The sequence below is a fragment of the Xanthomonas sp. D-109 genome, assembly GCF_017746095.1.
GTDB classification, from domain to species: Bacteria; Pseudomonadota; Gammaproteobacteria; order Xanthomonadales; family Xanthomonadaceae; genus Xanthomonas_A; species Xanthomonas_A sacchari.
Genome location: NZ_JAGHWV010000004.1, coordinates 1 through 26,759 on the forward strand (window position 1 = coordinate 1; position 26,759 = coordinate 26,759).

At 69.8% G+C, this 26,759-nt stretch carries 20 protein-coding genes and 1 tRNA gene; 7 read left to right on the forward strand and 14 right to left on the reverse strand.

What is annotated here, in order from left to right; genetic code table 11:
• The 3 genes from ftsY to J7357_RS05990 all read left to right on the forward strand — a co-directional run.
• Window positions 1-1,197: signal recognition particle-docking protein FtsY (ftsY, locus tag J7357_RS05980; RefSeq protein WP_209245393.1), on the forward strand; the 1,197-nt coding region annotated here is incomplete at its 5' end.
• A gap of 205 nt (window positions 1,198-1,402) precedes the next feature.
• Window positions 1,403-2,464: an A/G-specific adenine glycosylase gene (gene mutY / locus J7357_RS05985; RefSeq protein ID WP_209245394.1), complete on the forward strand. Its 1,062-nt coding sequence runs from the start codon at window positions 1,403-1,405 to the stop codon at window positions 2,462-2,464.
• 41 nt (window positions 2,465-2,505) lie between these two features.
• Window positions 2,506-2,784 carry an oxidative damage protection protein gene (locus tag J7357_RS05990; protein ID WP_209245395.1) on the forward strand — a complete coding sequence of 93 codons (279 nt, stop codon included), beginning with the start codon at window positions 2,506-2,508 and terminating at the stop codon, window positions 2,782-2,784.
• A 178-nt stretch (window positions 2,785-2,962) separates the two neighbouring features.
• On the opposite strand, the gene J7357_RS05995 is transcribed toward J7357_RS05990, so the two are convergent.
• The 3 genes from J7357_RS05995 to J7357_RS06005 form a co-directional block, all read right to left on the reverse strand.
• Complete coding sequence (locus J7357_RS05995) at window positions 2,963-3,421, reverse strand: DUF6491 family protein (RefSeq protein WP_209245396.1); 459 nt, start codon at window positions 3,419-3,421, stop codon at window positions 2,963-2,965.
• A gap of 117 nt (window positions 3,422-3,538) precedes the next feature.
• A complete protein-coding gene (locus tag J7357_RS06000) occupies window positions 3,539-4,447 on the reverse strand; it encodes a M48 family metallopeptidase (protein ID WP_209245397.1) in 909 nt (302 codons plus the stop codon).
• 56 nt (window positions 4,448-4,503) lie between these two features.
• Window positions 4,504-6,369 carry a formylglycine-generating enzyme family protein gene (locus J7357_RS06005; RefSeq protein ID WP_244667316.1) on the reverse strand — a complete coding sequence of 622 codons (1,866 nt, stop codon included), beginning with the start codon at window positions 6,367-6,369 and terminating at the stop codon, window positions 4,504-4,506.
• Window positions 6,370-6,508: 139 nt separating this feature from the next.
• On the opposite strand from J7357_RS06005, the gene rnd reads away from it, so the two are divergent.
• On the forward strand, window positions 6,509-7,594 hold the full coding sequence (gene rnd, locus J7357_RS06010) for a ribonuclease D (RefSeq protein WP_209245398.1): 1,086 nt from the start codon (window positions 6,509-6,511) through the stop codon (window positions 7,592-7,594).
• Between the two features lie 103 nt (window positions 7,595-7,697).
• Here the strand turns inward: rnd and J7357_RS06015 are convergent, their stop codons facing one another.
• On the reverse strand, window positions 7,698-8,102 hold the full coding sequence (locus tag J7357_RS06015; RefSeq protein ID WP_209245399.1) for an H-NS family nucleoid-associated regulatory protein: 405 nt from the start codon (window positions 8,100-8,102) through the stop codon (window positions 7,698-7,700).
• A 234-nt stretch (window positions 8,103-8,336) separates the two neighbouring features.
• Here J7357_RS06015 and J7357_RS06020 point away from each other — a divergent pair.
• Window positions 8,337-8,412, forward strand: a tRNA-Ala gene (locus J7357_RS06020).
• A 191-nt stretch (window positions 8,413-8,603) separates the two neighbouring features.
• On the opposite strand, the gene J7357_RS06025 is transcribed toward J7357_RS06020, so the two are convergent.
• From J7357_RS06025 to J7357_RS06045, 5 genes are all read right to left on the reverse strand, one after another.
• Window positions 8,604-8,786, reverse strand: coding sequence for a hypothetical protein (locus tag J7357_RS06025; RefSeq protein WP_209245400.1), 183 nt, complete (start codon window positions 8,784-8,786; stop codon window positions 8,604-8,606).
• A gap of 84 nt (window positions 8,787-8,870) precedes the next feature.
• Window positions 8,871-9,392, reverse strand: coding sequence for a chemotaxis protein CheW (locus tag J7357_RS06030; RefSeq protein WP_209245401.1), 522 nt, complete (start codon window positions 9,390-9,392; stop codon window positions 8,871-8,873).
• Window positions 9,393-9,403: 11 nt separating this feature from the next.
• Window positions 9,404-11,086 (reverse strand): methyl-accepting chemotaxis protein, encoded by a 1,683-nt coding sequence (locus tag J7357_RS06035; protein ID WP_209245402.1) that lies wholly within the window; start codon window positions 11,084-11,086, stop codon window positions 9,404-9,406.
• Window positions 11,087-11,168: 82 nt separating this feature from the next.
• Window positions 11,169-12,836 carry a methyl-accepting chemotaxis protein gene (locus tag J7357_RS06040; protein WP_209245403.1) on the reverse strand — a complete coding sequence of 556 codons (1,668 nt, stop codon included), beginning with the start codon at window positions 12,834-12,836 and terminating at the stop codon, window positions 11,169-11,171.
• A 434-nt stretch (window positions 12,837-13,270) separates the two neighbouring features.
• Window positions 13,271-17,614: a DEAD/DEAH box helicase gene (locus J7357_RS06045; protein WP_209245404.1), complete on the reverse strand. Its 4,344-nt coding sequence runs from the start codon at window positions 17,612-17,614 to the stop codon at window positions 13,271-13,273.
• A gap of 543 nt (window positions 17,615-18,157) precedes the next feature.
• On the opposite strand from J7357_RS06045, the gene J7357_RS06050 reads away from it, so the two are divergent.
• Window positions 18,158-18,478 (forward strand): DUF3175 domain-containing protein, encoded by a 321-nt coding sequence (locus J7357_RS06050; protein ID WP_019799233.1) that lies wholly within the window; start codon window positions 18,158-18,160, stop codon window positions 18,476-18,478.
• 108 nt (window positions 18,479-18,586) lie between these two features.
• On the forward strand, window positions 18,587-19,930 hold the full coding sequence (locus J7357_RS06055) for an EAL domain-containing protein (RefSeq protein WP_209245405.1): 1,344 nt from the start codon (window positions 18,587-18,589) through the stop codon (window positions 19,928-19,930).
• Between the two features lie 365 nt (window positions 19,931-20,295).
• Here the strand turns inward: J7357_RS06055 and pnp are convergent, their stop codons facing one another.
• The 5 genes from pnp to infB all read right to left on the reverse strand — a co-directional run.
• On the reverse strand, window positions 20,296-22,404 hold the full coding sequence (pnp, locus tag J7357_RS06060; RefSeq protein WP_019799235.1) for a polyribonucleotide nucleotidyltransferase: 2,109 nt from the start codon (window positions 22,402-22,404) through the stop codon (window positions 20,296-20,298).
• Window positions 22,405-22,568: 164 nt separating this feature from the next.
• On the reverse strand, window positions 22,569-22,829 hold the full coding sequence (gene rpsO / locus J7357_RS06065) for a 30S ribosomal protein S15 (RefSeq protein ID WP_003467392.1): 261 nt from the start codon (window positions 22,827-22,829) through the stop codon (window positions 22,569-22,571).
• A gap of 204 nt (window positions 22,830-23,033) precedes the next feature.
• Complete coding sequence (gene truB, locus J7357_RS06070) at window positions 23,034-23,960, reverse strand: tRNA pseudouridine(55) synthase TruB (protein WP_209245406.1); 927 nt, start codon at window positions 23,958-23,960, stop codon at window positions 23,034-23,036.
• A 201-nt stretch (window positions 23,961-24,161) separates the two neighbouring features.
• A complete protein-coding gene (gene rbfA / locus J7357_RS06075) occupies window positions 24,162-24,575 on the reverse strand; it encodes a 30S ribosome-binding factor RbfA (RefSeq protein ID WP_209245407.1) in 414 nt (137 codons plus the stop codon).
• A gap of 113 nt (window positions 24,576-24,688) precedes the next feature.
• Window positions 24,689-26,759: translation initiation factor IF-2 (gene infB / locus J7357_RS06080; protein ID WP_209245408.1), on the reverse strand; the 2,071-nt coding region annotated here is incomplete at its 5' end.

The following is a 26,759-nucleotide window of genomic DNA, read 5'->3' on the forward strand; positions in this document are numbered from 1 at the left end:
CCGATCGCGGCGTCGCCGGAGCCGACGCCCGCGCCGGTCGCCGAACATCCCGTGCAGGCGCCGGCCCCAGTCGCGGTCCCGCAACCGCAACCAACTCAGCTGCCGCCCGCAGCACCCACGCCGCCGCCGCAGGCTTATGTGCCGGCGCCGGCCGCCGCGCCCGCACCGAGCGTGCCGACGCCAACACCCGCCCCCGCGGCTCCAGCGCCGGCTAACGCGTCCCTGCCCGCAACCGACGCCGACCTGGTCCGCAGCGACGCGCTGCCCGCCGCGCCGGCCGGCAAGCCCGGCTGGCGCGAGCGGCTGCGCAACAGCAGCTTCGCGCGCAGCGTCGGCAGCCTGTTCTCGCGCAATCCCAAGCTCGACGACGACCTGCTCGACGAGATCGAGACCGCGCTGATCACCGCCGACGTCGGCATCCCCGCCACCACCGCATTGATCGAAAACCTGCGCAAGCGCATGAAGGCGCGCGAGTTCGTCGACGCCAGGGCGTTGCAGCAGGCGCTGCGCGCCGACCTGCTGGCGATCCTGCAGCCGGTCGCCAAGCCGCTGCAAATCGACCGCAACGCCAAGCCCTTCGTGGTGCTGACCGTCGGCGTCAACGGCGTCGGCAAGACCACCACCATCGGCAAGCTGGCCAAGCGCTTCAAGGACGAGGGCCACAGCCTGATGCTGGCCGCCGGCGACACCTTCCGCGCCGCCGCGGTGGCGCAGTTGCAGGCCTGGGGCGAGCGCAACGGCGTGGGCGTGATCGCGCAGGGCCAGAACGCCGACGCCGCCTCGGTGGCCTTCGATGCGCTGCAGGCCGGCAAGGCGCGCGGCACCGAGGTGCTGATCGCCGATACCGCCGGCCGCCTGCATACCCAGACCGGGCTGATGAACGAACTGGGCAAGATCCGCCGCGTGCTCGGCAAGCTGGACCCCAGCGCTCCGCACGAAGTGCTGATGGTCATCGACGGCACCACCGGCCAGAACGCGCTGTCGCAGCTGCGCCAGTTCCACGCTGCGGTCGGCGTCACCGGCCTGGTGGTGACCAAGCTCGACGGCACCGCCAAGGGCGGCGTGGTGTTCGCCCTGGCCCGCGAGTTCGGCATCCCGATCCGCTTCGCCGGCATCGGCGAGCGTCCCGAAGATTTGCGCGTGTTCGACGCCGAGGCCTTCGTCGACGCCTTGCTGCCCGACGCCCTGGGCGCCTGAGATTCAAGCCCCTCTCCCTCCGGGAGAGGGGTTGGGGTGAGGGTACGGCGCGAAGCGTCTCGCGGGATCAGATCCCACGAGGCTTCGCCCGTACCCCCATCCGCCCCTTCGGGGCACCTTCTCCCGGTGGGAGAAGGAACGGCCTCACCTCATCCGCCCCTGCGGGGCACCTTCTCCCGAGGGGAGAAGGAACTTCGACGCCAGCATGCGCCAGCCACCCGACACCTTCCCCACCCGCCTGCTCGCCTGGTTCGACCGCCACGGGCGCCATGACCTGCCCTGGCAGCATCCGCGCAGTCCGTACCGGGTGTGGCTGTCGGAGATCATGCTGCAGCAGACCCAGGTGGCGGTGGTCATCCCCTACTTCCTGCGCTTCCTGCAGCATTTCCCGACCCTGCCCGACCTGGCCGCCGCCGACAACGACGCGGTGATGGCGCAATGGGCCGGGCTGGGCTACTACGCCCGTGCGCGCAACCTGCATGCCGCCGCCAAGCGCTGCGTGGAACTGCACGACGGCGACCTGCCGCGCGATTTCGAGGCCCTGCACGCGCTGCCCGGCATCGGCCGCAGCACCGCCGGCGCGATCCTCAGCCAGGCCTGGAACGACCGCTTCCCGATTCTCGACGGCAACGTCAAACGCGTGCTGACCCGCTACCACGGCATCGCCGGCTATCCCGGCCTGCCGGCGGTGGAAAAGCCGCTGTGGGCGCTCGCGCACGACCACGTGGCCGCCGTGCCCGATGGGCGCATGGCCGACTACACGCAGGCGCAGATGGATTTCGGCGCCACCCTGTGCACCCGCGCCAACCCGGCCTGTGTGCTGTGCCCGCTGCAGGACGACTGCGTGGCGCGCCGCGACGGCCTGGTCGAGGCGCTGCCCACGCCCAAGCCGGGCAAGACCCTGCCCGAGCGCGAGGCGCTGGCGCTGCTGCTGGAGAACGCCGCCGGCGAACTGCTGCTGCAGCGGCGTCCGCCGACCGGCATCTGGGCCTCGCTGTGGACCCTGCCGCAGGCCGAGACCGACAGCGAACTGCGCGCCTGGTACGCACGCTGGATGCGCGGGCGCGCCTACGACGATGCCGAGGCGCTGCCGCCAATCGTGCACACCTTCAGCCATTACCGCCTGCATCTGCAGCCGCTGCGCCTGCGCAAGGTCGCCATGGGCGATGCCCTGGGCGACAATGCCGACCTGCGCTGGGTGGCGCGCGCCGACCTGTCGGCGCTGGGCCTGCCCGCACCGATCCGCAAACTGCTCGACTGCCTCTAGCGCGCCAGCGCGCGCCGCCGCACGCACCGCCAGGAATTGCCATGTCCCGCACCGTTTTCTGCCAGTACCAGCAACGCGACGCCGAAGGGCTCGATTACGTGCCGTATCCCGGCGAACTCGGCAAGCGCGTGTTCGCGCATATCGGCAAGGCCGGCTGGCAGGCCTGGCTGGCGCACCAGACCATGCTGATCAACGAGAACCGGCTGTCGCCGCGCGATCCCAAGCACCGCGCGTTCCTGGAAGCGGAACTGGAGAAGTTCCTGTTCCAGGGCGGCGCCGACAAGCCCGACGGCTACGTGGCGCCCGATCAGACGCCCTGAGCGGCGTCGCGGCTGAAGCCGCTCCTGCGCATGCGTCCCGCTGCCATCAGGGCGTGCCGCACACCGCACTGCAGCCGCACTTAACGCAACAGGCTGCAGCGCCAGGAAGCGGCCGCGCAACCTCGCACTCGCCCCGCCGCCGCCTCGCGAATCCCAAATCCCGAATCCCGGCACTGCGTCAGCTCCCAGGCACCTGCTGCGCCCGCTCCTGCACCTTGGCCTCGCGCAGTTCCTTCTCCGAAGTGCGCAGCGCCTTGACGTCGAGCGGGCGGATGCTGTCGATGCGGCACGGCAGGCGAATCGCGCCGGGCCCGCCGCCGAGCACCAGCACGTCGTCGAACTTCGCCGAGACCTGGCTGCCGAAATGGGTGATGGCGATGCTGGGAGCGAAATCCAGGTCCTGGCACGGGCCGGCGAATTCCAGCAGATAGGCCTGGTTCGGCCGCGTCCACACCGCCAGCGCACTGTCGCCGAGTGCGGTCCAACCGCTGAGCCGGTTGAAGTACTGGAAGTCGCGCACCGGCGCACCGGCGTGGGCGCGATACAGGGTCAGGCGTTCGTCGTCGCTGAGGCGATTGGTGGCGCAGCCGGCCAGCATGACCGTGGCGACGAGAGAGGACAGCAGCAGGCGATTCATGACAGCGCTCCTGATGGTGTGGAGCGCATCATGCGCCCGCTGCCGTGCACGCGCGCGTGGATGCGCGCACGGCGTTCAGCGCCAAGGCAGCCAGCGCACCAGTAACGGCGCGCACCGTCACTGCGCGACACCGCGCGCCGATTCGCAGAAGCGCTGCCGGTACTCCAGCGCCTTGGGCATCAGCGCCTGCAGGTTCTGGATGCGGGTGCCCGGATTGGGGTGGGTGGACGCGAACTCCGGCGGCGCCTGGCCGCCGCTGCTTTCGCTCATCCGCTGCCACAGCGGCACCGCTGCGCGCGGGTCGAAACAGGCCGCGGCGGCCAGCATGAGCCCCACTTCGTCGGCCTGGGTCTCGTGGCTGCGCGCGTACGGCAGCAGGTAGCCGTAGCCCATCGCGGCCATCGCCATCTGCTGCTGTTGCGGGTCCAGGCCGCCGGCGGCGCCGGCCATCTGCCCGATCCGGGTCAGCTTCTGCTGGGCCATGCGCTGTGCGCCATGCCGCAGCAGCGCATGCGCGATCTCGTGGCCCATCACCACCGCCATCGCATCGGCGTTGCCGGCGACCGGGAACAGGCCGGTATAGACCGCCATCTTGCCGCCGGGCAGGCAGAACGCGTTGGCCTGCTCGGACGGGATCACGTTGACATCCCAGTCGAAGCTGCGTGCCGCATGCTGCGCCTGCATGCCGTGTTCGGCGGCCAGCGCGTCCTCGACCACGTCGACCTTGGCGATCAACCGCTGCGCGATCGCCCGCACCTGCTGCGCCTGCGGCGCCTGCGGGTCCAGCGGCCGTTCCTGCGCCAGGATCTCCTGATAGGCCTGCAGCCCCAGCGCTTTCTCGTCCTCCACGTTCAACGAGCGGTCGATCAGCACCTGCTCGCCGGTGTATGGATCCTCGCTGCGGTTGGAGAACCAGTAGTACCCGGCATAGACCGCAAAGCCCAGCAGCACCAGCCAGCGCACCCCACCCAGCGGCCCACGGCGGCCGCCCGGTTCGCCGCCCTGGCGGCCGAAGACGTCATTCATCCCACTCCCCTCGCTGACTGGTGAGGCAATCTAGCGTCGGCGCCGACGCGGCCGCGTCAAATGCCGCGGACCAGGCGGAAACCGACGCGCGCGCTGGTGCTGTCCGAATCCTGCATCAGCCGCCACGCCGCGCGGGTCTGCTCGGGCGCGTTGGCCCAGTTGCCGCCGCGCACCACCCGCGAGCGACAGCCCGGGTTGTACCAGGCCGCGCCATCGGCCGGCGCGCGCCGGTAGCTGGCATGCCAGCAGTCGGCGACCCACTCGCTGAGGTTGCCGGCCATGTCGTGCAGGCCCCAGGCGTTGGCGGAAAAACTGGCGACCGGGGCCGGCCCCCAGAAGCCGTCGGTGTAGCCGACGAAGGCGTTGCGCCAGTGCCGACCGCTGGGCGAGACGTCGCCACCGCCGGTGAAGTTGCCGCTGCCGCGCGGTGGCGTACCGGCATTGCCCCAGGGATAGCGGCCGCGGCTGCCGGCGCGCAGGGCGTACTCGAACTCGGCCTCGCTGGGCAGCCGGTAGTGGCGCCCGGTCTGCTGCGACAGCCAGGCCGCATAGGCCTCGGCGTCGCGCACGCTGACGTGCATCACCGGGCTGTTGGGCGCCGCCCGCGCGCCCTGGTAGTCGGACTGCCAGTCCACGCCGTTGCGGCGCACGAAGTTGCCGCTGCGCTCGTCGTAGACGGTGGAATGGCCGCGCCGGGTGGCGCGCGGGCGCGCATTGGTCGCCTCCACGAAACGGCGGAACTCGGCCACGGTGACTTCGGTGATCGACATGGCGAAGCCGCGGTCGAAGCGCACGTAATGCTGCGGCATCTCCGCCGGCGAGGCGCCGGGTTCGCTCTCGGCCGCGCCCATGCGGAAGCCGCCGTGCGGCACCACGATCATCTGTGGGCCGCGCCCGCCGTCGTGCATGCCGTCGGTGAACACCTGGCCGGGACGGAAACTGCCGTAGTGGGTGGCCAGGTCGATGCGTTCGCGCAGCATCGCCGCCACCGGATCGCCGGGATCGGCGATGCGCAGCACGTCGCCCAGGCGCTCGCGCGCCGATTTCAATCCCGCCGGCGTGGCCAGATCGCGCAACCCGGCATCGCGCAAGGCGGCGATGCGCGCCACCCGCACCTGCTCCACCCGCGCGCGCGCATCGCGTACCGTGGGCGCGTCCTCGCGGACCCGCGCCGCGCGTGCCAGCCAGCTGCCGGCGGCGGCGAAATCCGAGGCCGCTGCCGCCGTCTCGGCGCGGCGGATCAACGCGCTCTCCACCGCCGCCACGCCCTGCCGTGCGCGATCGTCGTCCGCATTCAGCTGCAGGGCCTCGCGGAAACTGGCCAGGGCGCCGTTGCCGTCCTCGCCCAGGCGACCGCCGCGCAGGTCGTCCTCGCCGGCGCGGTTGTAGGCCAGTACCCGCGCGGCGGTCTCCACCCGCTGCTGCAGGCGCCGCACCGCCGGATCCTCGGCATCCAGCCACAGCGCCACCATGGCGATGCGCGAGGCCTGTTCGAGCGTGCGTTCGGAAAGATCCGGATCGGCCAACGCCTGCGCGCCGAGCTGCAGCAACCGCCGCCGCGCCTTGCGCAGGCCGTCCTGGGCGACGCGATCGTTCGGCGCCAGGCTGCGGATCGCCAGGTACAGCGGAATCGCCGACTGCGCATCCTCGAACAGGCGATCCTCGGCCAGCGCGCGCGCCGCCGCGCGTCGTGCCTGCGGCAGGCCGCTGCGGCTCAGGCTCGGCAACGGCGGTTGCCAGTGCGCCACGGTCTCTGCCGCATCCTCGCCGCCGATGGTGACGCTGGGCGCCTGCACCGGCCTGGCCGGTGTCGACGGCGCCGGGGCGATGGCCGCGGCGGTCGCAGGCGCGGTCTCGGCGGCCGGCGCCGGCGGCTGCCGCGCACAGCCGACCAGCGCCGCCGCGAGCATGCTCCAGACCATCACAACGCCGCTGCTGCGCACTTTTCCTCCGAACCATGGACCTTGCGACGCCATCCCGTCCGGCGCGCCGAGCGGCCGGCGGAGCGACGTTAGGCTATTCTCGCCTGCCTGAGCAAACCCTGCAGTCAACGGAAATCACGTGCCTTATTGGATCAAGCAACCCGCCGAGCTGAGCGAACGGCTGGCGCAGCGGCCGGCCCGCATCGGCCTGGATACCGAATTCGTCCGCGAACGGACCTACTGGCCGCAACTGGCGCTGGTGCAGATGGCGGTGGGCGACGAAATCCTGCTGATCGACCCGCTGATCCCGGGCATGCCGCAGGCGCTGGCGCCGTGGCTGAGCGATCCGGGCATCCTCAAGATCATGCACAGCGCCAGCGAAGACCTGGTCGCCTTCAAGTGCGCCTGCGGCACCCTGCCGCGGCCGCTGTTCGACACCCAGATCGCCGCCGGCCTGGCCGGGCTCGGCGCCGGCATGGGCTACCAGAAGCTGGTGCTGGAGATCACCGGCGTGCACCTGGCCAAGGGCGAGACCCGCTCGGACTGGCTGCGCCGCCCGCTGTCGCCGGCGCAACTCGAATATGCCGCCGACGACGTGCGCCACCTGTTCGCGCTGCACGACGCGCTGCAGGCGCGGCTGCAGACCCTGGAGCGCAGCGACTGGCTGCACGAGGACGGCGAACGCCTGCTCGGCACGGTCGAACAGGACGACGGCGAGCGCTGGCCGCACCTGGGCATGCGCTCGGCGCAGTTCATGGACCGCCCGGCGCAACTGCGCCTGCTGCGTCTGTTGCGCTGGCGCGACGCGCAGGCCCGGCACAGCGACAAGCCGCGCAGCTGGATCCTGGACAACGAACTGGCCGCGACCCTGGCGCGGTTCCCGCCGCAGGACCCGCCGGCCATGCTGGCGCTGTTCGACAAGCACCCCAAGGCGCCGCGCAAGCTCAGCGACGCGCTGTGGCAGGCGCTGACCACGCCGCTGGCCGACGAAGCCGACGCGCCGCAGGCGCTGGCCGCCAGCGACGACAACAAGGCCGCGCTGAAGCGGCTGCAGGACGCGGTGGCCGCACGCAGCGCCGAACTCGGCCTGCCCGACGGCCTGCTGGCCTCGCGCAAGCACCTGGAAGCCCTGCTGGAAAGCGCGCAATGGCCGGCGCCGCTGGCGGGCTGGCGCCGCCGCGAACTGGAGCCGCACCTGCAGCCCCTGCTCGCCGGCGCGCGTTGAACGGAGGCGGCCGCACGCGTGGCGGCCGTCATCGCGCCGCCACCGGCGTCCAGCGCCCTCGGGCATAAAAAAAGGCCAGGAGATCCTGGCCTTTTTCGTCCGCTCAGTACTTGACGAGCGGGAACTTCAGATCCGGGTGGCGCGCCTTCCATTCGTTGTAGGCGGCGGTGCCTTCCCAGGCAGCGAACGCCTTCGGGGTGCGGCCGCGGCCGGACCAGGTTTCGCCGGTATGCGGCAACTGGTACTTCGGCTTGACCTCGCTGCGGCCACCGGCGGACTTGCTGCTGGCCGGCTTCGGCGCCGCGCTGGTCACGTAGGCGGCGATCTCGTTGCGCTGCTTGGCGCTGAAGAACTCGGCGAACTGCTCCAGCAGCGACAGCACATTGGCGTGCGCCGCATTGGTTTCGCCCTCGCGCGCCTGCCGCTCCTGCTCTTCCAGCTTGCGCATTTCTTCCTGCAGCTTGGCCTTGGCTTCGGCGATCTGTTGCAAGTTGCGAACTTCCGTCATGTGTAAAAGACCTGTCTTTAGTAAAAGGTTTGAGGCGGACGGTATATTGCGTCCGGAACGAAATCACCGCGGGAGATTTCGGCCGCCGAGTATATCGACTCCATGCGAGCGCTGTAGACAGCATGCTGAGCGCGTTTGCGCTGGCGCCCGACCGGCCCCCGTCCCGGCGCCGCGGATGTTGCATTGCCCCCTTGGCACGCGGCCCCGTGCCCAGTTACACTACGCGTCTGATGTGGGGCGGTAGCTCAGCTGGGAGAGCGTCGCGTTCGCAATGCGAAGGTCGAGGGTTCGATCCCCTTCCGCTCCACCATCTTGCCGTCTTCGACGGTGCAAACGAGGTCAGACAGCCACCAGGCTTTCTGGCCTTTTTTGTTGGCCGGTCTCTTGCACTTGGATGCGCTCGATCGCGCGACGTCGGCCATGCGTCGTGTGGCCGGGAATCCCGAGCCTTCGTCCTGACGGACGGGAAGCGGGAGCATTGCGCTCCCGCCGCCGCATCGCTCAGTCCTGCGCGCCCTGCCCCGCCTCATCCTGGCCGGACCGCGGGCCGCGCTCGTGCGCCTCGCGCAGTTTCTGGTCTTCCAGGCCCGGCCGCTGCTTGGCGGTGTCGTCCTGCGCGCGGTCCTGGCGGCCCTCGTGGATGCCCTGCTGCTTGCCGGACTGGGTGGTTTCGTCGTTTGCCATGGTCTGCACCTCGCTGGGGCGGATGCCCGTTTCAGGCCACCCTAACGAGGCCGCCGTGACGCATGGATCACGGCGTGGCGGGCGTCACGCCGCCAGCGCCGCTGTGCCGGCCTCGACGATGTCGTCGCTGCGCAGCAGCCGCGCACGGTCCAGCAGGATCACCAACCGATCCTCCAGCTTGCCCATCCCCTGCAGCAGGTCGCGGCGGATATCGCTGCCGAAGGCCGGCGGCGCCTCGATCTGCTGCGGCGGCAGTTCCAGCACCTCGTTGACCGCGTCCACCAGCAGGCCGAAGGACTGCGTGCCACCGCCCTCGTCGGTGGCGGCGGTCGCGATGACGATGCAACTGCGCCGGGTGACCTGGCTGGGCGCGCGGCCGAGCCGCGACTGCAGGTCCACCACCGGCACCACCGCCCCGCGCAGGTTGATCACCCCGCGCACGCAGGCCGGCATGGTCGGCACCGGCGTCGGCGTGCGGTACTCGATGATCTCGTGGATGCCGGCGATGTTGAGTCCGAACAGTTCGCGATCCAGCTGGAAGGTCAGGAACTGGCAGCCGCTCTGCGGCGTGTCTCCGGCCGCGGTCTCGTAGCGATCGTTGTGCATGGTGTTCCCCTTCAGAAGTTGACGAACTGGCCTTCGTCCGGCGCATCCGCCAGCGCATAGGCCGGAACCGGCCGCGCGCGCGGGCGCAGGCCCTTGCCGGCGTTGCGCAGCGGCCGGGTGGCGGCCGGCCGGGGCGTCACCTGCGCAGCGCGGCGTGGCGCGGCCAGGTCCTGTTCGCGGTTGAGGCGGAAGAATCCCATCGCCTGCTGCAACGATTCGGCCTGGGTGCTCATCTGTTCCGCGGTCGCCGCCAGTTGCTCGGACGCCGCGGCATTCTGTTGCGTGGCCTGGCTGAGCTGGGACACCGCCAGGTTGATCTGGGTGACGCCGGAGGACTGCTCCTGCGAGGCCGAGGCGATCTCCTGCACCAGATCCGAGGTCTTCTTGATGCTGGGCACGATGGTGCCGAGCAGGTTGCCGGCGCGATCGGCCAGGCCCACGCTGCTGGCGGCGACCTCGCCGATCTCCTGCGCGGCGACCTGGCTGCGCTCGGCCAGCTTGCGCACTTCCGCCGCCACCACCGCGAAGCCCTTGCCGTGCTCGCCGGCGCGCGCGGCCTCGATCGCCGCGTTCAACGCCAGCAAGTTGGTCTGGTAGGCGATGTCGTCGATGATGCCGATCTTCTGCGCGATCTGCTTCATCGCATGGGTCGAGGCCAGTACCGCCTCGCCGCCCTCCACCGCTTCCTTGGCCGCCTGCGCCGACATGCCCTCGGTGACCTTGGCGTTGTCGGTGTTCTGCGCGATGGACGCGGTCATCTGCTCCAGCGACGCACTGGTTTCCTCCACGCCGGAGGCCTGCTCGGTGGCGGCCTGGCTCAGCGACTGCGCGGTGGCGCTGACTTCCTCGGACGAACCGGCCAGCGACTGCGCACTGGCATTGACATCGCCCACCACCTCCGCCAGGCGCTCGACCATCGTCTGCAGCGCCACCATCGCACTGGTGCTGTCGTTGGGGCGGGTCGGCACCTGCACGGTGAGATCGCCGCGGGCGATCCGCGAGGCCACTTCCATCACCGTGCTCGGCTCGCCGCCGAGTTCGCTCATCAGCGACCGCGCGATCAGGAAACCGATCGCCGACGCGCACAGCGCCGCGATCAGGCTGCCGACGATCAGGGTGAGGTTGGTGCGCTGCTGCAGTTGCTCGGCCTCGGCCGCGCGCACGGCCAGCAACTCGCTCTCGGCGCGGCGCACTTCGGCCATGCGGTCGCGCATCGCATCCATGTAGCCCTTGCCCTTGGAAGCGCGCACCGAGGCGGCCAAGGCCTCCATCGTCGCCTGGCCCTGGTTGACGTCCTTGCGCAGCGCGATCTGCGGATGCACCGCCTGGCTGAGCCATTGCGCCTGGGTCTGCTTCAGCGCGTTCAGACGTTCCTGCTGCCTGGGATTGTCCGCGGTCAGTTCCTGCGCGGTGCGCAGGTGACTATCGAAGCTGGCGACGCCGTCGCGGTAGGGCTGCAGGAACGCGTCCTCGCCGGTCAGCGAGAAGCCGCGCGTGCCGGTCTCGATGTTGATCAGGCTGCTGAGCGCGGCATCGACTTCGGCGATCACCTTGTAGGTGTGGGTGTTCCAGTAATTGGCCTGCGACAACGCGGACACGTTGAAGTAGGCCACGCCGGCCAAGGCCAGCAGGATGCACAGGACCACGGCGAAACCGCCGTAGAGTTTGGTGGCGATCTTGAGATTCTTCAGCACGGCACTCTCCCGACGATGGGGCAGTTGTGACAACGACAGCGACACGGAACTGGCGGCGCGACCGGCGCCGCCAGGCAATGGATCAGGCGCGGCCCAGCAGCGCTTCGCTGCGGTCGCGGCTGCTTGCGCCGGGGCGACGCGCGGCAGCGGAGGTGGGACGCGGCGCCCAGCGCGAACCGGCCGCGCGCAGCGGCAGCGGCGCTTCGCTTTCGTCCAGCGTCTGCGTGGCGCGGCGCGCGGCGGCGGACAACTGGAAGAAGGCCATGCTTTCCTGCAACTGCACGGCCTGCGTGCTCATCGATTCGGCGGTGGCGGCCAGCTCTTCGGAGGCGGTGGCGTTCTGCTGGGTGATCTGGCTCAGCTGCACCACCGCCACATTGATCTGGGTGACGCCGGAGGACTGCTCCTGCGAGGCGGCAGCGATTTCCTGCACCAGGTCCGAGGTCTTCTTGATGCTCGGCACGATGGTCTCCAGCAAGTGCCCGGCGCGCTCGGCCAGCTCCACGCTGGAACCGGCGACCTCACCGATCTCCTGCGCGGCGACCTGGCTGCGCTCGGCCAGCTTGCGCACTTCCGCGGCGACCACGGCAAAACCCTTGCCGTGCTCGCCGGCGCGCGCGGCCTCGATCGCCGCATTCAACGCCAACAAGTTGGTCTGGTAGGCGATGTCGTCGATGATGCCGATCTTCTGCGCGATCTGCTTCATCGCCGCCACCGTGGCCACCACCGCCTCGCCGCCTTCCAGGGTCTCGCGGGCCGCCTGCGCGGCCATGCCATCGGTCACCTTGGCGTTGTCGGTGTTCTGCGCGATCGAGGCGGTCATCTGCTCCAGCGAGGCACTGGTCTCTTCGACGCTGGCGGCCTGCTCGGTCGAGGCCTGGCTCAACGACTGCGCGGTGGCGCTGACTTCTTCCGACGCGCCGGCCAGGCTCTGCGCACTGGCGTTGACCTCGCCCACCACCTGCTGCAGTTTCTCGACCATACGCTGCATCGCCAGCAGCAACTGCGCTGTCTCGTCGCGACCGCGTACGTCGATCGACATGCTCAGGTCGCCCTCGGACAGCGCATTGGCCACGCTGACCGCCTTGCCGATCGGCCGGGTCACGCTGCGGCTGATGAACACGCCCAGGCCCACGCCAAGCAGCACGCCGCCGATCACGATGGCGAGCATGGTGCGGGTGCTGCTGGCGTAGATTTCGTCGGTGACATCATTGGCCTTGGAGGCATTGGCCTCCTTGATCTCGCTCAGTTCCGACATCAGCGCATCCAGCTCGTCGGAGCTGCTGCGCACGCCCTTGGACAGTTCCGCGAGCTGCGCGTTGCCTTCCGGCAGCGGCTCGCGCATCACCGACTCGACGAACTGGCCGCGCCGCTCCAGGTAGGTCTTCCACACCTGGTCGAAGCGGGCCAGCTTGGCCAGCGTCGCCGGGTCGTCGAACGACGTCCTGGCCTTGTCCATGTGCTCGACCACCTTGGCGGTGTACTTGTCGATGTTGGCCACGTGCTTGGCGCGGTCTTCCTCGGTGCTGGCCAACTGCAGGTTGGCGCGCGCGCGGCCGGCATTGATCAGATTGATGTTGGCCTCTTTCAGGTGCGACAGGCCGAGCAGTTCGCGCTCGTACAGCACCGTGGCGTAGTCGTTGATCCGGCCCGAGTTGCGGATGCCGACCCAGCCGATGCAGGCGCCGATCGCCGCCACGATCAGGAATGCCGCCGTCAGCCTGACCCCGATTTTCATATTGCCCAACATGGTGTGTACCCCGATTTGTGTGTGTCCGCCTGCGCCGGGCGATGCATCCGGCTGCGTGTCGCGGCGCCTCGCGGAGCGATGCCTCTCGCCGAGTCGCCAGAGGAACGCTGCGCTGCAACGTCATGCGTGAGGGCTATCGGCGCAATCGAGGGTGCCTTTAAATCGCGTCAAAATTGCGGAATCCCGCATAAGGCAGGCGTATTCGCGGCATTCGTGAATGCGCAGGAGACGTTGCGCTGCGGCCCTCCACGCGTGGGAGAGAGGGCGCGGGTCGCAACGCGTCGATGCCGCACTTGTTCTGCAAGGGCAAAACACCCCGGTTTTGCACCGGAGCCAAAGTGGGATACCAACCCCTTTAATTTGTAGACAGAATGTGAAAGCAGCGCCGATATGTCACGAGCACGATCGCGCAGGCCGGGCATGACGCATCGCCTTCACACCATCTGCGGTGCCACAAGCGCGCGCAGTTCCGCCGCAGCGCCACCGCGCAACAGCCGCTGCGCATGCGCATGCTCCTCGGCATTCATGTCCTGCAGCGGCTCGAAGCGCTCGCCGACCCAGCTCGCCATCGGCACGCCGTCGCGGTACAGCACGCGCGCGCCCGCCACCCGCGGTACCCGCGTGCCGGGCAACACGCTGCCGAGCAGATTGGCCGGATCGGCGGCGGCCACGCACAGCCAGTTGCCGTCGCCGGGCTGGCGGCGTATCTGCCGCAGCAGGCCGATCGCCTCGGGCAGGGCGAACTGCTCGCCGGACAGGCCGTCGATGAAGCGTCCACCGCGGATCTCGCCGCGCGCCTCCAGCCGATGGTAGACGCGCAGCAGTTCGCGCCACGGCGGCAGCCACGCCGCCTCGCGCTCGAGCAGGCGCCAGCAGACCACGCCGTAGCGGCGCAACAGGGTCCGCGCGAGGTGCTCGACCGCCTCGCTGCGTGCGGCCGGGTCGTCGGCCTCGGTGTCGGCACGCAGCACCGCCCAGCGTCCGGCGTCCTGGATGCCGCCGTACAGCGCCATGCGCGGCCGCCGCCGCGACAGCGCCGAGGGACGCTTCGAGGGCGGCACCAGCAGGGCGCGCAGGCCGGCGTAGCTGTCGCAATGGACCCGGCCGGCGGCGACCAGCTCGGCCAGCGCCGCCTCCAGTTCGGTGGACAGCAGGCGCGTGGCCGCGGCGATCTCGTCGAAGAACGAGGCGCCGTGCGCCTCGAGATGGTCGGCCACCTTGCGCGCGCGCGAGCCCAGCGCGCCGGCTTCCGGCGCTGGCGACAGCCGCGACCAGTGGCCTGCGCTACGCCGCGGCAGCAGCAGGATCGGCGTGCTGCGCAAGGTCGGCGCCGCACCACCGGCGCCGGGGCGCAGCCGCGTCCACAGCGTGCGTCCGGCGCTGCAGGCCTCGTCCAGCCACGCCGGGCGGTAGTCGCGCACCCGCGCCGGCAACAGCTCCGCCTCCCACAGCGGCGCCGCGACCTCCACGCCCTCCAGCTGCCCCAGCACCGCCGCCAGCGCCTCGGCGCCGGCGACCTGCCCCTCCGCGTCCAGATGCTGCCAGCGGAACAGGAAGCGCGCGTAATCGCGCGGCGCCACCGGCTCGATCTCGCGGCGCAGGCGGCCAAGGGTGTAGCGGTGGATGCGTGCCAGCAGGTGGCGCTCGCACCATTGCTCGCCATCGGCATCGGCGCTGAAGCGCCCGCCCAGCACATAGCCGTCCTGTTGCAGCGCCAGCAGTCCCGCCTGCACCTCGCGCAGCGGCAGCTGCAGCGGCGCCGCCAGCGTGGCCGCGGTGACCGGCCCCAGCCCCGCCAGGCGCCAGCGCAGCAGTTCGCGCACCGCGCTGTCGCGGTCCCAGTCGGCGACCGCATAGCCCGCGGGAACGGCGATGGGCGGCTGCGCGCTGGCCTGCGGATACAGCGGCGCCACCGCCGCCAGCGCCTCGGCCGCCACCCACAACGCCGCCGCGGCGCCGTCCACGCCGTGCAGGCAGGTGGCGCGCGCGTCGGCGGCCAATTCCTCGAGCCACTGCCGCCACTGCGGCTGCGCGGCGGCCTCGTCCGCGCTCACCACGCCGAGCGTGAGCAGCGCTTCGTGCATCTCGTCGCGGCTGCGCGGCTGCGGCCAGGCCTCCTCGCGCACCGCGGCGATCGCCTGCGGGTCCAACTGGCCGAGATCGTCGGCGCTGTCCGGATCCTGGTAGCGGCGGCTCTGCACCGCCTGGGTCCGTCGTTCCTCCAGCGGTGCGTCGTCGAGGAAGGCATAGGGCCGCGCCTCCAGGGCCTCGGCCGCCAGCGGCGATGGCGCGGTCAGCTCGCGCGCCAGCACGCGCACGTCGCCGGCCTCGATGCCGTGCAGCAGTTGCAGCCAGCCGTCGCTGTCCATCGCCTCGTCCAGGCAATCGCGCAAGGTCTGCGCCACCAGCGGTTGCTCGGGAATCTCGCGCTCGCCGACCAGGTTCTCCGCGCAGGCCACCTGGTCGGGGAACACCGTGGCCAGCAGGTCCTCGGACTTCATCCGCTGCAGTTGCGGCGCGACCTTGCGCCCGCCGGTGAAGCGCGGCAGCGCCAGCGCGTTGGTGGCGTTCCAGCGCCAGCGCACGCCGAACAGCGGCGCATCCAGCAACGCCTGCACCAGCACGTCCAGCGCCGAGGCGGCGCGCAGGTAGCGCGCCACCTCGTCCAGGGCGAAACTGTGCCGGGTCGACAGCGACAGCACGATCGCGTCCTCGGTCGCGGCCGCCTGCAGTTCGAAATTGAAGGTGCGGCAGAAACGCTTGCGCAGGGCCAGGCCCCAGGCGCGGTTGATGCGGCTGCCGTAGACGCTGTGGATCACCAGCTGGGTGCCGCCGGTGGCGTCGAAGAAGCGTTCCAGCACGATGCACTGCTGGGTCGGCAAGGCGCCCAGCGCCGCATGCGCGCGGCCCAGGTAATCGACGATCTGCTGCGCGGCGGCCGCGTCCAGCGCCCGCGGGCCGCACAGCCACTGCAGCGCCTGGGTCGCCCCGCCCTGCTGCAGCGCCTGTTCGAGTTCGGCCCGCAGCCGCGACACGCCCAGCGACAGCGCATCGCTGCGCCCGGGCGCTTCGCCGATCCAGAACGGGATATTGGGCGGCGCGCCGCGCGCGTCCTCCACCCGCACCCGCCCCGCTTCCACGCGCAGGATGCGGTAGCTGGCGTTGCCGAGCTGGAACACGTCGCCGCCCAGGCTCTCCACCGCGAAATCCTCGTTGACCGTGCCGATGGTCTGCGCCTGCGGCTCCAGCACCACGCTGTAGTCGCCGGTCTCGGGAATGGTGCCGCCGGAAGTGAGCGCGGCCATCCGCGCACCGCGGCGATGGCGCACGCGGCGATGCACCGCATCGCGATGCAGGTAGCCCGCGCGCGGCCCCAGGCGCGTGCTGAAGCCTTCGCTGAGCATGCGCAGCACCGCGTCGAACTGCGCGCGCGGCAGCGCCGCGTACGGCCAGGCGCCACGCACCAGCGCGTACAGCGCGTCTTCTTCCCACTCCTGGCAGGCGACCTCGGCCACGAGTTGCTGGGCGAGCACGTCCAGCGGCGCATCGAGCATGCGCAGCGCATCCAGTTCGCCGCGACGCACGCAATCCAGCAAGGCCGCGCACTCGACCAGGTCCTCGCGCGACTGCGGGAACAACCGCGCCTTCGGCGTGCCGCCCACCGCATGTCCGGAACGGCCGGCGCGCTGCAGGAACGCGGCGATGGAGCGCGGCGAGCCGAGCTGGCAGACCAGGTCGACGTCGCCGATATCCAGTCCCAGTTCCAGCGACGCCGTGGCCACCAGCACCTGCAGGTCGCCGGCCTTGAGCCGGCGCTCGGCGAGCAGCCGGGTCTCGCGCGCCAGGCTGCCATGATGCGCCGCCACCGCCTGCGTGCCGAGCAGTTCGCCGAGATGTCGCGCGGTGCGCTCGGCCATGCGCCGGGTGTTGACGAACACCAGGGTGGTGCGGTGCGCGCGCACCAGTTCGGCCAGGCGCGTATACACCTGCTGCCACTGGTCGGCGGACATGGTCACGCTGAGCGGCGTCGGCGGCACCTCCAGCGCCAGGTCGCGGGCGCGCGCATAGCCGATGTCGACGATGGCGCAGTCGGCAACGCCGTCGTGCACCGCAGCGCTGCCGACCAGGAAACGCGCGACCGCCTCGATCGGCTTCTGCGTCGCCGACAGGCCGATGCGCAGCGGCGGCACCTCGCACAGCTGCTGCAGGCGCTGCAGCGACAGTGCCAGGTGGCTGCCGCGCTTGTTCGCCGCCAGCGCATGGATCTCGTCGACGATCACCGTGCGCACGTGGCGCAGCGTCTCGCGCCCGGACACCGAGCCGAGCAGCACGTACAGCGACTCCGGCGTGGTCACCAGCACGTGCGGCGGACGCCGCCGCGCCTGCGCACGCTCGCGCTGCGGCGTGTCGCCGGTGCGCACCGCCGTGCGGATCTGCACATCCGGCAACCCAAGCGCCGCGAGTTCGTCGCGGATGCCCTGCAGCGGCGCCTCGAGATTGAGCTGGATATCGTTTGAAAGCGCTTTCAGTGGCGACACGTACAGCACCTGGGTGCGGTCGGGCAAGCCGCCTTCACGAAGGCCTTCGCGCACCAGCGCGTCCAGCGCGGCCAGAAACGCCGTCAAGGTCTTGCCCGAGCCGGTCGGCGCAGCCACCAGCGTGTGCCGCCCTGCCTGGATCGCCGGCCACGCCTGTTCCTGCGCCGGCGTGGGCGCAGCGAAACGCTGCTCGAACCAGCGTGCCACGGCGGGATGGAAGCGCGTTTGCGCCAACGACATGCGATCTCCTAAGCCACCGCCGCAACGCATGCGGAGCGCACCGACGATGCCACCGATGCATATTGTCCACGCGATTGTCTCGCGCCATCGGCTCGGAAATGAAAATGGTGACGTTATCTGGGCAATCAAGCGCATTCACGCGCGAGCGCTGTTTTTACGGGCTTTTCTATTAAGCGTTCATCGAACGACATAATGTCTACCACTCGCTCCGCATAGCGCGGTTATGTTGTCGACAGCATCACGTATCCCGGCCTAGCGTTTGCGCATGACGCATGAGCTTCGCTTCTGGGAACGGAAATGCGGCACGGCAACACCAACGAACAACGGCATCGCCCATCGCGCGTGCGGGACGCTCCATCCCGTACACGCGATCGCGGCGGCGCGTGTTCGCGTCGCCTCCGCCTCCGTGTCCCTTCGATGTCGATCTGCCGTCGCCTTGCGGCGTATGGCAGCGATGGCGGCGGCATCCGCCATCGGGTCCGGCCCTGCCGGATCGCGCATGCCTTGTCCCTTTCCACCAGCCATCGCCAAGGAGCATCACCAATGGCACAGAGCAGCCCGTTCCTCTCCAGCAACGACCTCGGCCAGCGCCGCGGCAACGACGCGCAACCGTCGCTCGGCGTCGCGCCGAACGTGTTCGAAGGCAACGACCCGGCCGCGATCGCACACGCGCTCAAGCAGTCGGCCGACCTGCACGCACGCCGCCGCACCGGTCCGTATCGCTCGGCCATGTCGATGCTGACCTTCTACATCAATCGCGCCGGCGACCAGTTGCCGGAGCAGCGCCGCAAGATCCTGGAGCAGGCCAAGGACGAGTTGCGCAGCCTGTACGGCAAACCGCGCAAGGATGGCGCCGGCGATTGAGCGCAGGCACGCGTGCAGCGTGATGGAGCGAGCAGTTCCGCACGCTGCCTACGCGAGGCGCGCGCCGCCCGATTGCCGTTCTCCAACGCAGTGCCACATGATGCGGACATGGCCAAGGCATCCGACATTTCGGACCTCATCCAGCACACTGCCGCCGCGACGCAGGACGACGCGGCGCTGCTGTCGCGCATCATCCTGGCGCAGGGCGAAATCGCCGCGGCCGGCGGCGATCCGCTGCAGGTGGTCGACGTGGTCACCCACCGCGCACAGGAACTGACCCGCTCCAACGGCGCGGTGGTGGAGATGTGCGACGGCAGCGACATGCTGTACTGGTCGGCCAGCGGCGTCGCCGAGCGCCACCTCGGCCTGCGCCTGCCCAGCAACGGCAGCCTGTCCGGGTTGTGCATGCGCAGCGGCCAGGTATTGCGCTGCGACGATTCGGAAATCGATCCGCGCGTCGACCGCGAGGCCTGCCGCCGCATCGGCCTGCGCTCGATGCTGGTGGTGCCGCTGCGCTACGGCGACCGCAGCATCGGCGTGCTCAAGGTGCTGGCGCCGCAACCCAACGCCTACAGCGCGCAGGACGTGCGCACGCTGGAACTGCTGGCGACCCTGGTCGGGGCGACGCTGGCGCTGGCGATGGACCGCGCCGCGCTGCAGACCGACATCACGCGCCGCCAGGACGTGGAAAAGCACGCCTTCCGCGAAAAGGCGGCGATCGCCACCCGCATCCGCGAGACCATCGCCGGCGCACGCCTGCAGATCGTCACCCAGCCGGTGCTGGCGCTGGCCTCGCAGCGCATCGTCGGCGTGGAGGCGCTGTCGCGCTTTCCGGCCAGTCCGGCGCTGCCGCCGCTGCGCTGGTTCGACGACGCCAGCCGGGTCGGGCTGGCGCTGGACCTGGAACTGGCCGCCGCGCGCCAGGCGCTGGAGCTGCTGACGCAGTTGCCGGCGCCGCTGTACCTGGCGATCAACGTGTCCGCGCAGACGCTGCTGCATCCGCAGTTGCAGGCGCTGCTGCACGGCCACGACCTGTCGCGGATCGTGCTGGAAATCACCGAGCAATTGCAGGCGCCGGACTATCCGCGCCTGTCCGAGCACATCGGCCTGCTGCAGCGGCAGGGCCTGCGCATCGCCCTCGACGACGCCGGCACCGGCTTCGCCAGCCTGCGCCACCTGCTGCATCTGGCGCCGGACATCATCAAGCTGGATCTGACCCTGACCCGCGGCATCGACGCCGAACCGCGTCGGCAACGGCTGGCGCTGGCGATCCTGTCCTTCGCCGCCGAAACCAATGCCGACGTGGTCGTCGAAGGCATCGAAACCGACAGCGAACTGGCGACGCTGCAGGCGCTGGGCGCGCGCTACGGTCAGGGCTACCAGCTCGCCCATCCCGGGCCGCTGTCGGCGCATCTGGCACGCTATCCGGCGATCGACGACGGCAGCGGCTGAGAACGTCCACGGCCGGCGCGGCGCTGGCTCCTGGTTCGGGATCATCCCCCCGGCATTCCCAATAGATCGCCATACCGGCCTGGTCGCGGCTGAAGCCGCTCCTACGGAAGCGTGCGCTACGGGCGCGCGACACCCACCCTCGCCGACCCTGGGCCGCTGTCAGCGCATCTGCAGACGCTCTCCAGCAATCGCTGACGGCCTCGGTTGAGCCGCGGGCCAGGCGGCGCTCCGTCATCCTGTGCAGGGCGGCTTCAGCCGCGACGGGGCGTTACCGTTGACGCCCCGTCGCGCCTGCGCAAACGCCAGGCAAGAAAAAAGCGGGCCGAAGCCCGCTTTTCCCTGGAACGACGCTGACAGCGTGCGGCTTATTCGGCCGACGCGCCCTCGCCTTCTTCCACGGCCTTCATCGACAGGCGGATGCGGCCCTGCTTGTCGACTTCCAGCACCTTGACCTTGACCACGTCGCCTTCCTTCAGCTTGTCGCCGACCTTCTCCACGCGCTCGCTGGAGATCTGCGAGACGTGCACCAGGCCGTCCTTGCCCGGCAGGATGGTGACGAACGCGCCGAAGTCCATGATCTTGGCGACCTTGCCTTCGTAGATGCGGCCCGGCTCGACGTCCGAGGTGATCTGCTCGATGCGCGACTTGGCCGCCTGCGCGGCGATCGCGTTGACCGAGGCGATGACGATGGTGCCGTCGTCCTGGATGTCGATCTGGGTGCCGGTTTCCTTGGTGATCGCCTGGATGGTCGAACCGCCCTTGCCGATCACTTCGCGGATCTTGTCCGGGTGGATCTTGATCGTCAGCAGGCGCGGCGCGTAGTCGCTCAGCTCCGCACGCGGGGTGGTCAGCGCCTTGGACATCTCGCCGAGGATGTGCAGACGGCCGGCCTTCGCCTGCGCCAGGGCCTGCTTCATGATCTCTTCGGTGATGCCTTCGATCTTGATGTCCATCTGCAGCGCGGACACGCCGTCGGCGGTACCGGCGACCTTGAAGTCCATGTCGCCCAGGTGATCTTCATCGCCCAGGATGTCCGACAGCACCACGAAGTCGTTGCCTTCCTTCACCAGGCCCATGGCGATACCGGCCACCGGCGCCTTCACCGGCACGCCGGCGTCCATCAGCGCCAGCGACGAGCCGCAGACCGAGGCCATCGACGAGGAGCCGTTGGATTCGGTGATTTCCGAGACCACGCGGATGGTGTACGGGAACTCTTCCATGGTCGGCATCACTGCCAGCACGCCGCGCTTGGCGAGGCGGCCGTGGCCGATCTCGCGACGCTTGGGCGCGCCGAAGCGGCCGCACTCGCCCACCGAGTAGGGGGGGAAGTTGTAGTGGAACAGGAAGTTTTCCTTGTACTCGCCGGACACCGCGTCGATCACCTGGCCGTCGCGGGCGGTGCCCAGCGTGGTGACCACGATCGCCTGGGTCTCGCCGCGGGTGAACAGCGCCGAGCCGTGGGTACGCGGCAGCACGCCGGCCTGCACGCTGATCGGACGCACGGTGTCCAGCGCACGGCCGTCGATGCGCACCTTGGTGCTCAGCACCGAACCGCGCATGGTCTGGTATTCCAGCTCGCCGAACTCCTTGGCCAGGTCGGCGGCGACCCAGTTCTCGGCGGTGGCGCGCGGCGCCAGCTGCGCCAGCACGTCCTTCTTGATCGCGGCGATGGCGTCGCGGCGCTGCAGCTTGTCGCGCACCTGGAACGCGGCGGCCAGCTGCTCGCCGACGGCTTCCTTCAGCGCGGCGATCATGGCCTCGTTCTTGGACGGGGCGACCCAGTCGGACGGCTTGGTGCCGGCTTCGACGGTCAGCTCGTTGATCGCGTTGATGACCTTCTGCATCTCGCGATGGCCGAAGGTGACCGCGCCCAGCATCACCTCTTCCGACAGCAGCGCGGCTTCGGACTCGACCATCAGCACCGCGTTGGCGGTACCGGCGACGACCAGCTCCAGCTGCGAATCCTTCAGATCCGACACGGTCGGGTTGAGGATGTACTCGCCGTTCTTGTAGCCGACCTTGGCGGCGCCGATCGGGCCCTTGAACGGGGTGCCGGCCAGCGACAGGGCGGCCGAGGCGCCGATCAGCGCGGCGATGTCGCCGTCGATGTCCGGGTTCATCGACATCACCGTGGCGATGATCTGCACTTCGTTCTTGTAATCCTCCGGGAACAGCGGACGGATCGGACGGTCGATCAGACGCGAAATCAGCGTCTCCTTCTCGGTCGCACGGCCCTCGCGCTTGAAGAAGCCGCCGGGGATGCGGCCGCCGGCGTAGAACTTCTCCTGATAGTCGACCGTCAGCGGGAAGAAGTCCTGACCTTCGCGCGCGCTCTTGGCGGCGACGGCGGTGACCAGCAGTACGGTGTCGTCCATCTTGACGATGACGGCACCGCCGGCCTGGCGAGCGATCTCGCCGGTTTCGAGGGTGACGGTGTGCTTGCCGTACTGGAAGGTTTTGGTGATTTTTGCCACGGGGTTTCCTTGGATGATGCTGTCTGCAAATGGACCGCTGACGGCCCATGCCGCTGGCGGGTGGCCGGGAGGATCCGGCCGGTGGCGCGGAGCGATCCCCGGGCCACGGTACTACCCAAAACAAAACCGCGGCGCATCGCTGCGCCGCGGTGGGGTTCGTTGACTCAGCGACGCAGGCCGAGCTTCTCGATCAGCGCCTTGTAGCGCTCGCCATCCTTCTTCTTCAGATAGTCGAGCAGGCTGCGGCGGCGGTTGACCATCTGCAGCAGGCCGCGGCGGCTGTGGTGATCCTTCTTGTGGGTCTTGAAGTGGCCGGTCAGCAGCTCGATGCGGGCGGTCAGCAGGGCGACCTGCACTTCCGGCGAACCGGTGTCGGCAGCGCCGCGCTTGTTTTCTTCGATGACTTTCTGGGTGTCGATGGACATGAGGTTGTTTCTCTGAGATGCGGGGCCGGCAGGAACGTGCGAAGGACGCACCGCCTGGCTCGCCGATTGCGAAGGATTGCGCCGGAGCGCAGCGTGCCGGAAAGGCCGCCGAATTGTACCGGCCCTGGCCCGGGGGAACAAGGCGTTAAGACAGCGTCATGACTGAACGACAGTCAGGCAAGGTCCACCGCGGACGTCTTGCGGTCACGGATTGAACATGCGCTGCGGCGCCAGCAGCCCGCTCGCATCGACCTGGCCCAGGCCGAGCGGGACGCCATCGGCGTCGAACACCGCGGCCAGGCCGGGCGCCCAGGCCGGATCGCGCAGGCGCTGGCCCATGCGGAAGCGCTGCGCCGCAGCATGCTCCAGGCGCAGCGGCGGGAAATCGGCCAGGCCGGCGGCCAGCGGCAGCACCAGCGCCTCCAGTGCCACCGGATCCTGCGTGGCCAGGTGCTGCAGGTGCTCCAGGGTGACCATCTGCGGGTTGCGGAACGGTTCCACCCACAGCCGCCGCAGCGCGGCGATATGCGCACCGCAGCCCAGCGCCTCGCCCAGGTCGCGGGCCAGGCTGCGGATGTAGGTGCCGGACCCGCAGGCCACGTGCAGGCGCAGGCGGTCGCCGGCATGCGCGAGCACGTCGATCGCATGCACCTCGACCTCGCGCTCGGGCGCCTCGATCGCCTCGCCGCGGCGCGCCTTGACGTACAGCGGCTCGCCGCCCTGCTTGAGCGCGGAGTAGATGGGCGCGCGCTGGCGGATGCGCCCGCGCAGCGGTGCCAGCACCGCCTCCAGGGTCGCCGCGTCCAGCGGCGGCACTGGGCGGGTGCGCAGCACCGCGCCCTCGGCATCGTCGCTGTCGGTGGTGACGCCCAGCACGACCTCTGCTTCGTAGGCCTTGGCCGAGCCGAGCAGCAGCCCGGCCAGCTTGGTCGCCTCGCCGAAGCACAGCGGCAGCAGCCCGGTGGCGAGTGGATCCAGGCTGCCGGTGTGGCCGCCCTTCTCGGCACGGAACAGCCGCCGCGCCGCCTGCAGCGCCGCGTTGGAACTCATGCCGATCGGCTTGTCGAGCAGCACGATGCCGTCGAGGCGACGGAAGACGATACGAGGCAGGCGCGGGCCGAAGACGGGCATGGGGTGTGGGCGGGGATTGGGGATTGGAGAGTCGGGAGTGGCGGATCCGGCGCCGGCATGGCGCAAGGCGAACGGCACGCATGGAACAGCGTGACGCCATAGGGATGAAAGAGCGCCGCGATCGCGACTGCGAAACGGACGCTCGCGTTCGGCGCCCGCACTCAAACACTGGACGCCGACGCCGCGGCGTCGGCAGCGGACTCAGTCCTTGCGCGGCGCCGAGTCGGCGTCGTCGGCGGCATGGCCGTCGTCGTCCTGCTCCTGCTGCAGTTCCGGCATGTCGCGCAACAGATTGTCGATGCGCTCGCCGCGATCGACCGAATCGTCGTAATGGAAATGCAGTTCGGGCACGTGGCGCAGCTTCATCGCCCGCGCCAGCTCGCTGCGCAGCTGCGGCGCCAGTTCCTTCAGGCCCTTGACCGCCTCGGCCGAGCGTTCCTGCATCAGCGCGGTGACGAACACCTTGGCATGGGCAAGATCGCGGGTGACCTCGACGTCGGACACGCTGACCGACGGCAGGCCGTGATCGCGCACGGCCGCATGCACGATCGTGCCGAGGTCGCGCCGGATCTGCGCGGACACGCGATCGGTACGGTGAAAGGATTTGGTGGGCATGGCGAAAATCTCTCTGTTCGGAATAAAGAAATCGGGAAGGGTCTGGGACGAGCGGCGCACCTGCAGCGCCCCGCTCCTCCCATTCCCCAATCCCGATTCCCGAATCCCAGCTCTTACAGCGTGCGCTGCACTTCGATGCGCTCGAAGCACTCGATCTGGTCGCCGGCCTTGACGTCGTTGTACGCCTTCACGCCGATACCGCACTCGGTGCCGTTGCGCACTTCGTCGACGTTCTCCTTGAAGCGACGCAGCGATTCCAGCTCGCCCTCGAACACCACGGTGTTGTCGCGCAGCACGCGGATCGGCTTGTTGCGCTTGACCACGCCCTCCACGACCATGCAGCCGGCGACGGCGCCGAACTTGGAGCTGCGGAACACGTCGCGCACCTGGGCGATACCGATGATCTCTTCGCGGATCTCCACGCCCAGCAGGCCGGAGGCCACCTGCTTCACCTGGTCGATCACGTCGTAGATGATCGAGAAGTAACGCAGGTCGATGCCGTTGGTCTCGATGATGCGCCGCGCCGAGGCGTCGGCACGCACGTTGAAGCCGATCACCGTGGCCTTGGACGCCAGCGCCGAATTCGCATCGGACTCGGTGATGCCGCCCACGCCGGAATGGATCACGTTGATGCGGATCTGCTCGTTGGACAGCGCGGTCAGCGACTGCTTCAGCGCTTCCACCGAACCCTGCACGTCGGCCTTGATCACCAGGTTCAGCGACAGCTGGCCTTCGCCCTTGCCGAGCTGCGACATGATGTCTTCCATGCGGCTGCCCGCCGAGGACACCAGGCGCGATTCGCGGCGCTTGGTCTCGCGCTGCTGCGCCACGTCCTTGGCCAGGCGCTCGTCGTCGACGACCACGAAGTCGTCGCCGGCATCCGGCACGCCGGACAGGCCCAGCACCTGCACCGGAATCGACGGACCCGCCGAATCGGGCTGCTTGCCGGTCTCGTCGAACAGCGCACGCACGCGGCCGTACTGGATGCCGCACACCAGGTAGTCGCCCTTCTTCAGCGCGCCCTGCTGCACCAGCACCGTCGCCACCGGGCCACGGCCCTTGTCCAGCGAGGACTCGATCACCACGCCGCTGGCGCGGCCTTCGGCCACCGCCCGCAGTTCCAGCACTTCGGCCTGCAGCGAGATCGCGTCCAGCAGCACGTCGATGCCCTGGCCGGTCTTGGCCGAGAGTTCGACGAACTGGGTGTCGCCACCGAATTCTTCGGCGACCACGTCCTGCGCCAGCAGCTCGTTCTTGACCCGCAGCGGATCGGCGCCGGACTTGTCGATCTTGTTGACCGCCACGATCAGCGGCACGCCGGCCGCCTTCGCATGCTTGACCGCCTCGACCGTCTGCGGCATCACGCCGTCGTCGGCCGCGACCACCAGCACCACGATGTCGGTGAGCTTGGCGCCGCGCGCGCGCATCGAGGTGAACGCGGCATGGCCCGGGGTGTCCAGGAAGCTGATGACGCCGCGATCGGTCTCGACGTGGTAGGCGCCGATGTGCTGGGTGATGCCGCCGGCTTCGCCGGAGGCGACCTTGGTGCGGCGGATGTAGTCCAGCAGCGAGGTCTTGCCGTGGTCGACGTGGCCCATGATGGTGACCACCGGCGGCCGCGGCAGCTTCTCGCCCTGCGCGTCCTCGGTGTGCGCCAGCAGCGCGTCCTCGGCGTCGGCACTGCCCGCACGCACCGGCTTGTGGCCGAGCTCTTCGGTCACCAGCGCGGCGGTGTCGTGGTCGATGGACTGGGTGATGGTGGCCATCACGCCCATCTTGAACAGCGCCTTGACCACGTCGCCGCCCTTCAGCGCCAGCTTCTGCGCCAGGTCGGCCACGGTGATGGTGTCGCCGATCGCCACTTCGCGCACCACCGGCGCGGTCGGACGTTCGAAGCCGTGCGCGCCGCCGCCGCTGCGCGACGGTTCGGCCTGGCGACGGCCACCGCTGTGGCTGCCGCCGCGCGGCTTGCCACGCACGTTGGAACGGCGCGCGCGGTCGGCCGCGGACAGATGCAGCTGGCCGGCGAAGCGGCTGGTGCTGTCGTCGTCCTCGACACCGGCGACCATCACGTGCGAGCCGCGGGTCTTGTGCTTGTTGGCGGCATTGTTGCGGTCGTCGCTGCGCGGCGCCGCCGGCTTGGCCGGATGCGCGGCACCGGCCGGACGCGGCGCCATCGGCGGA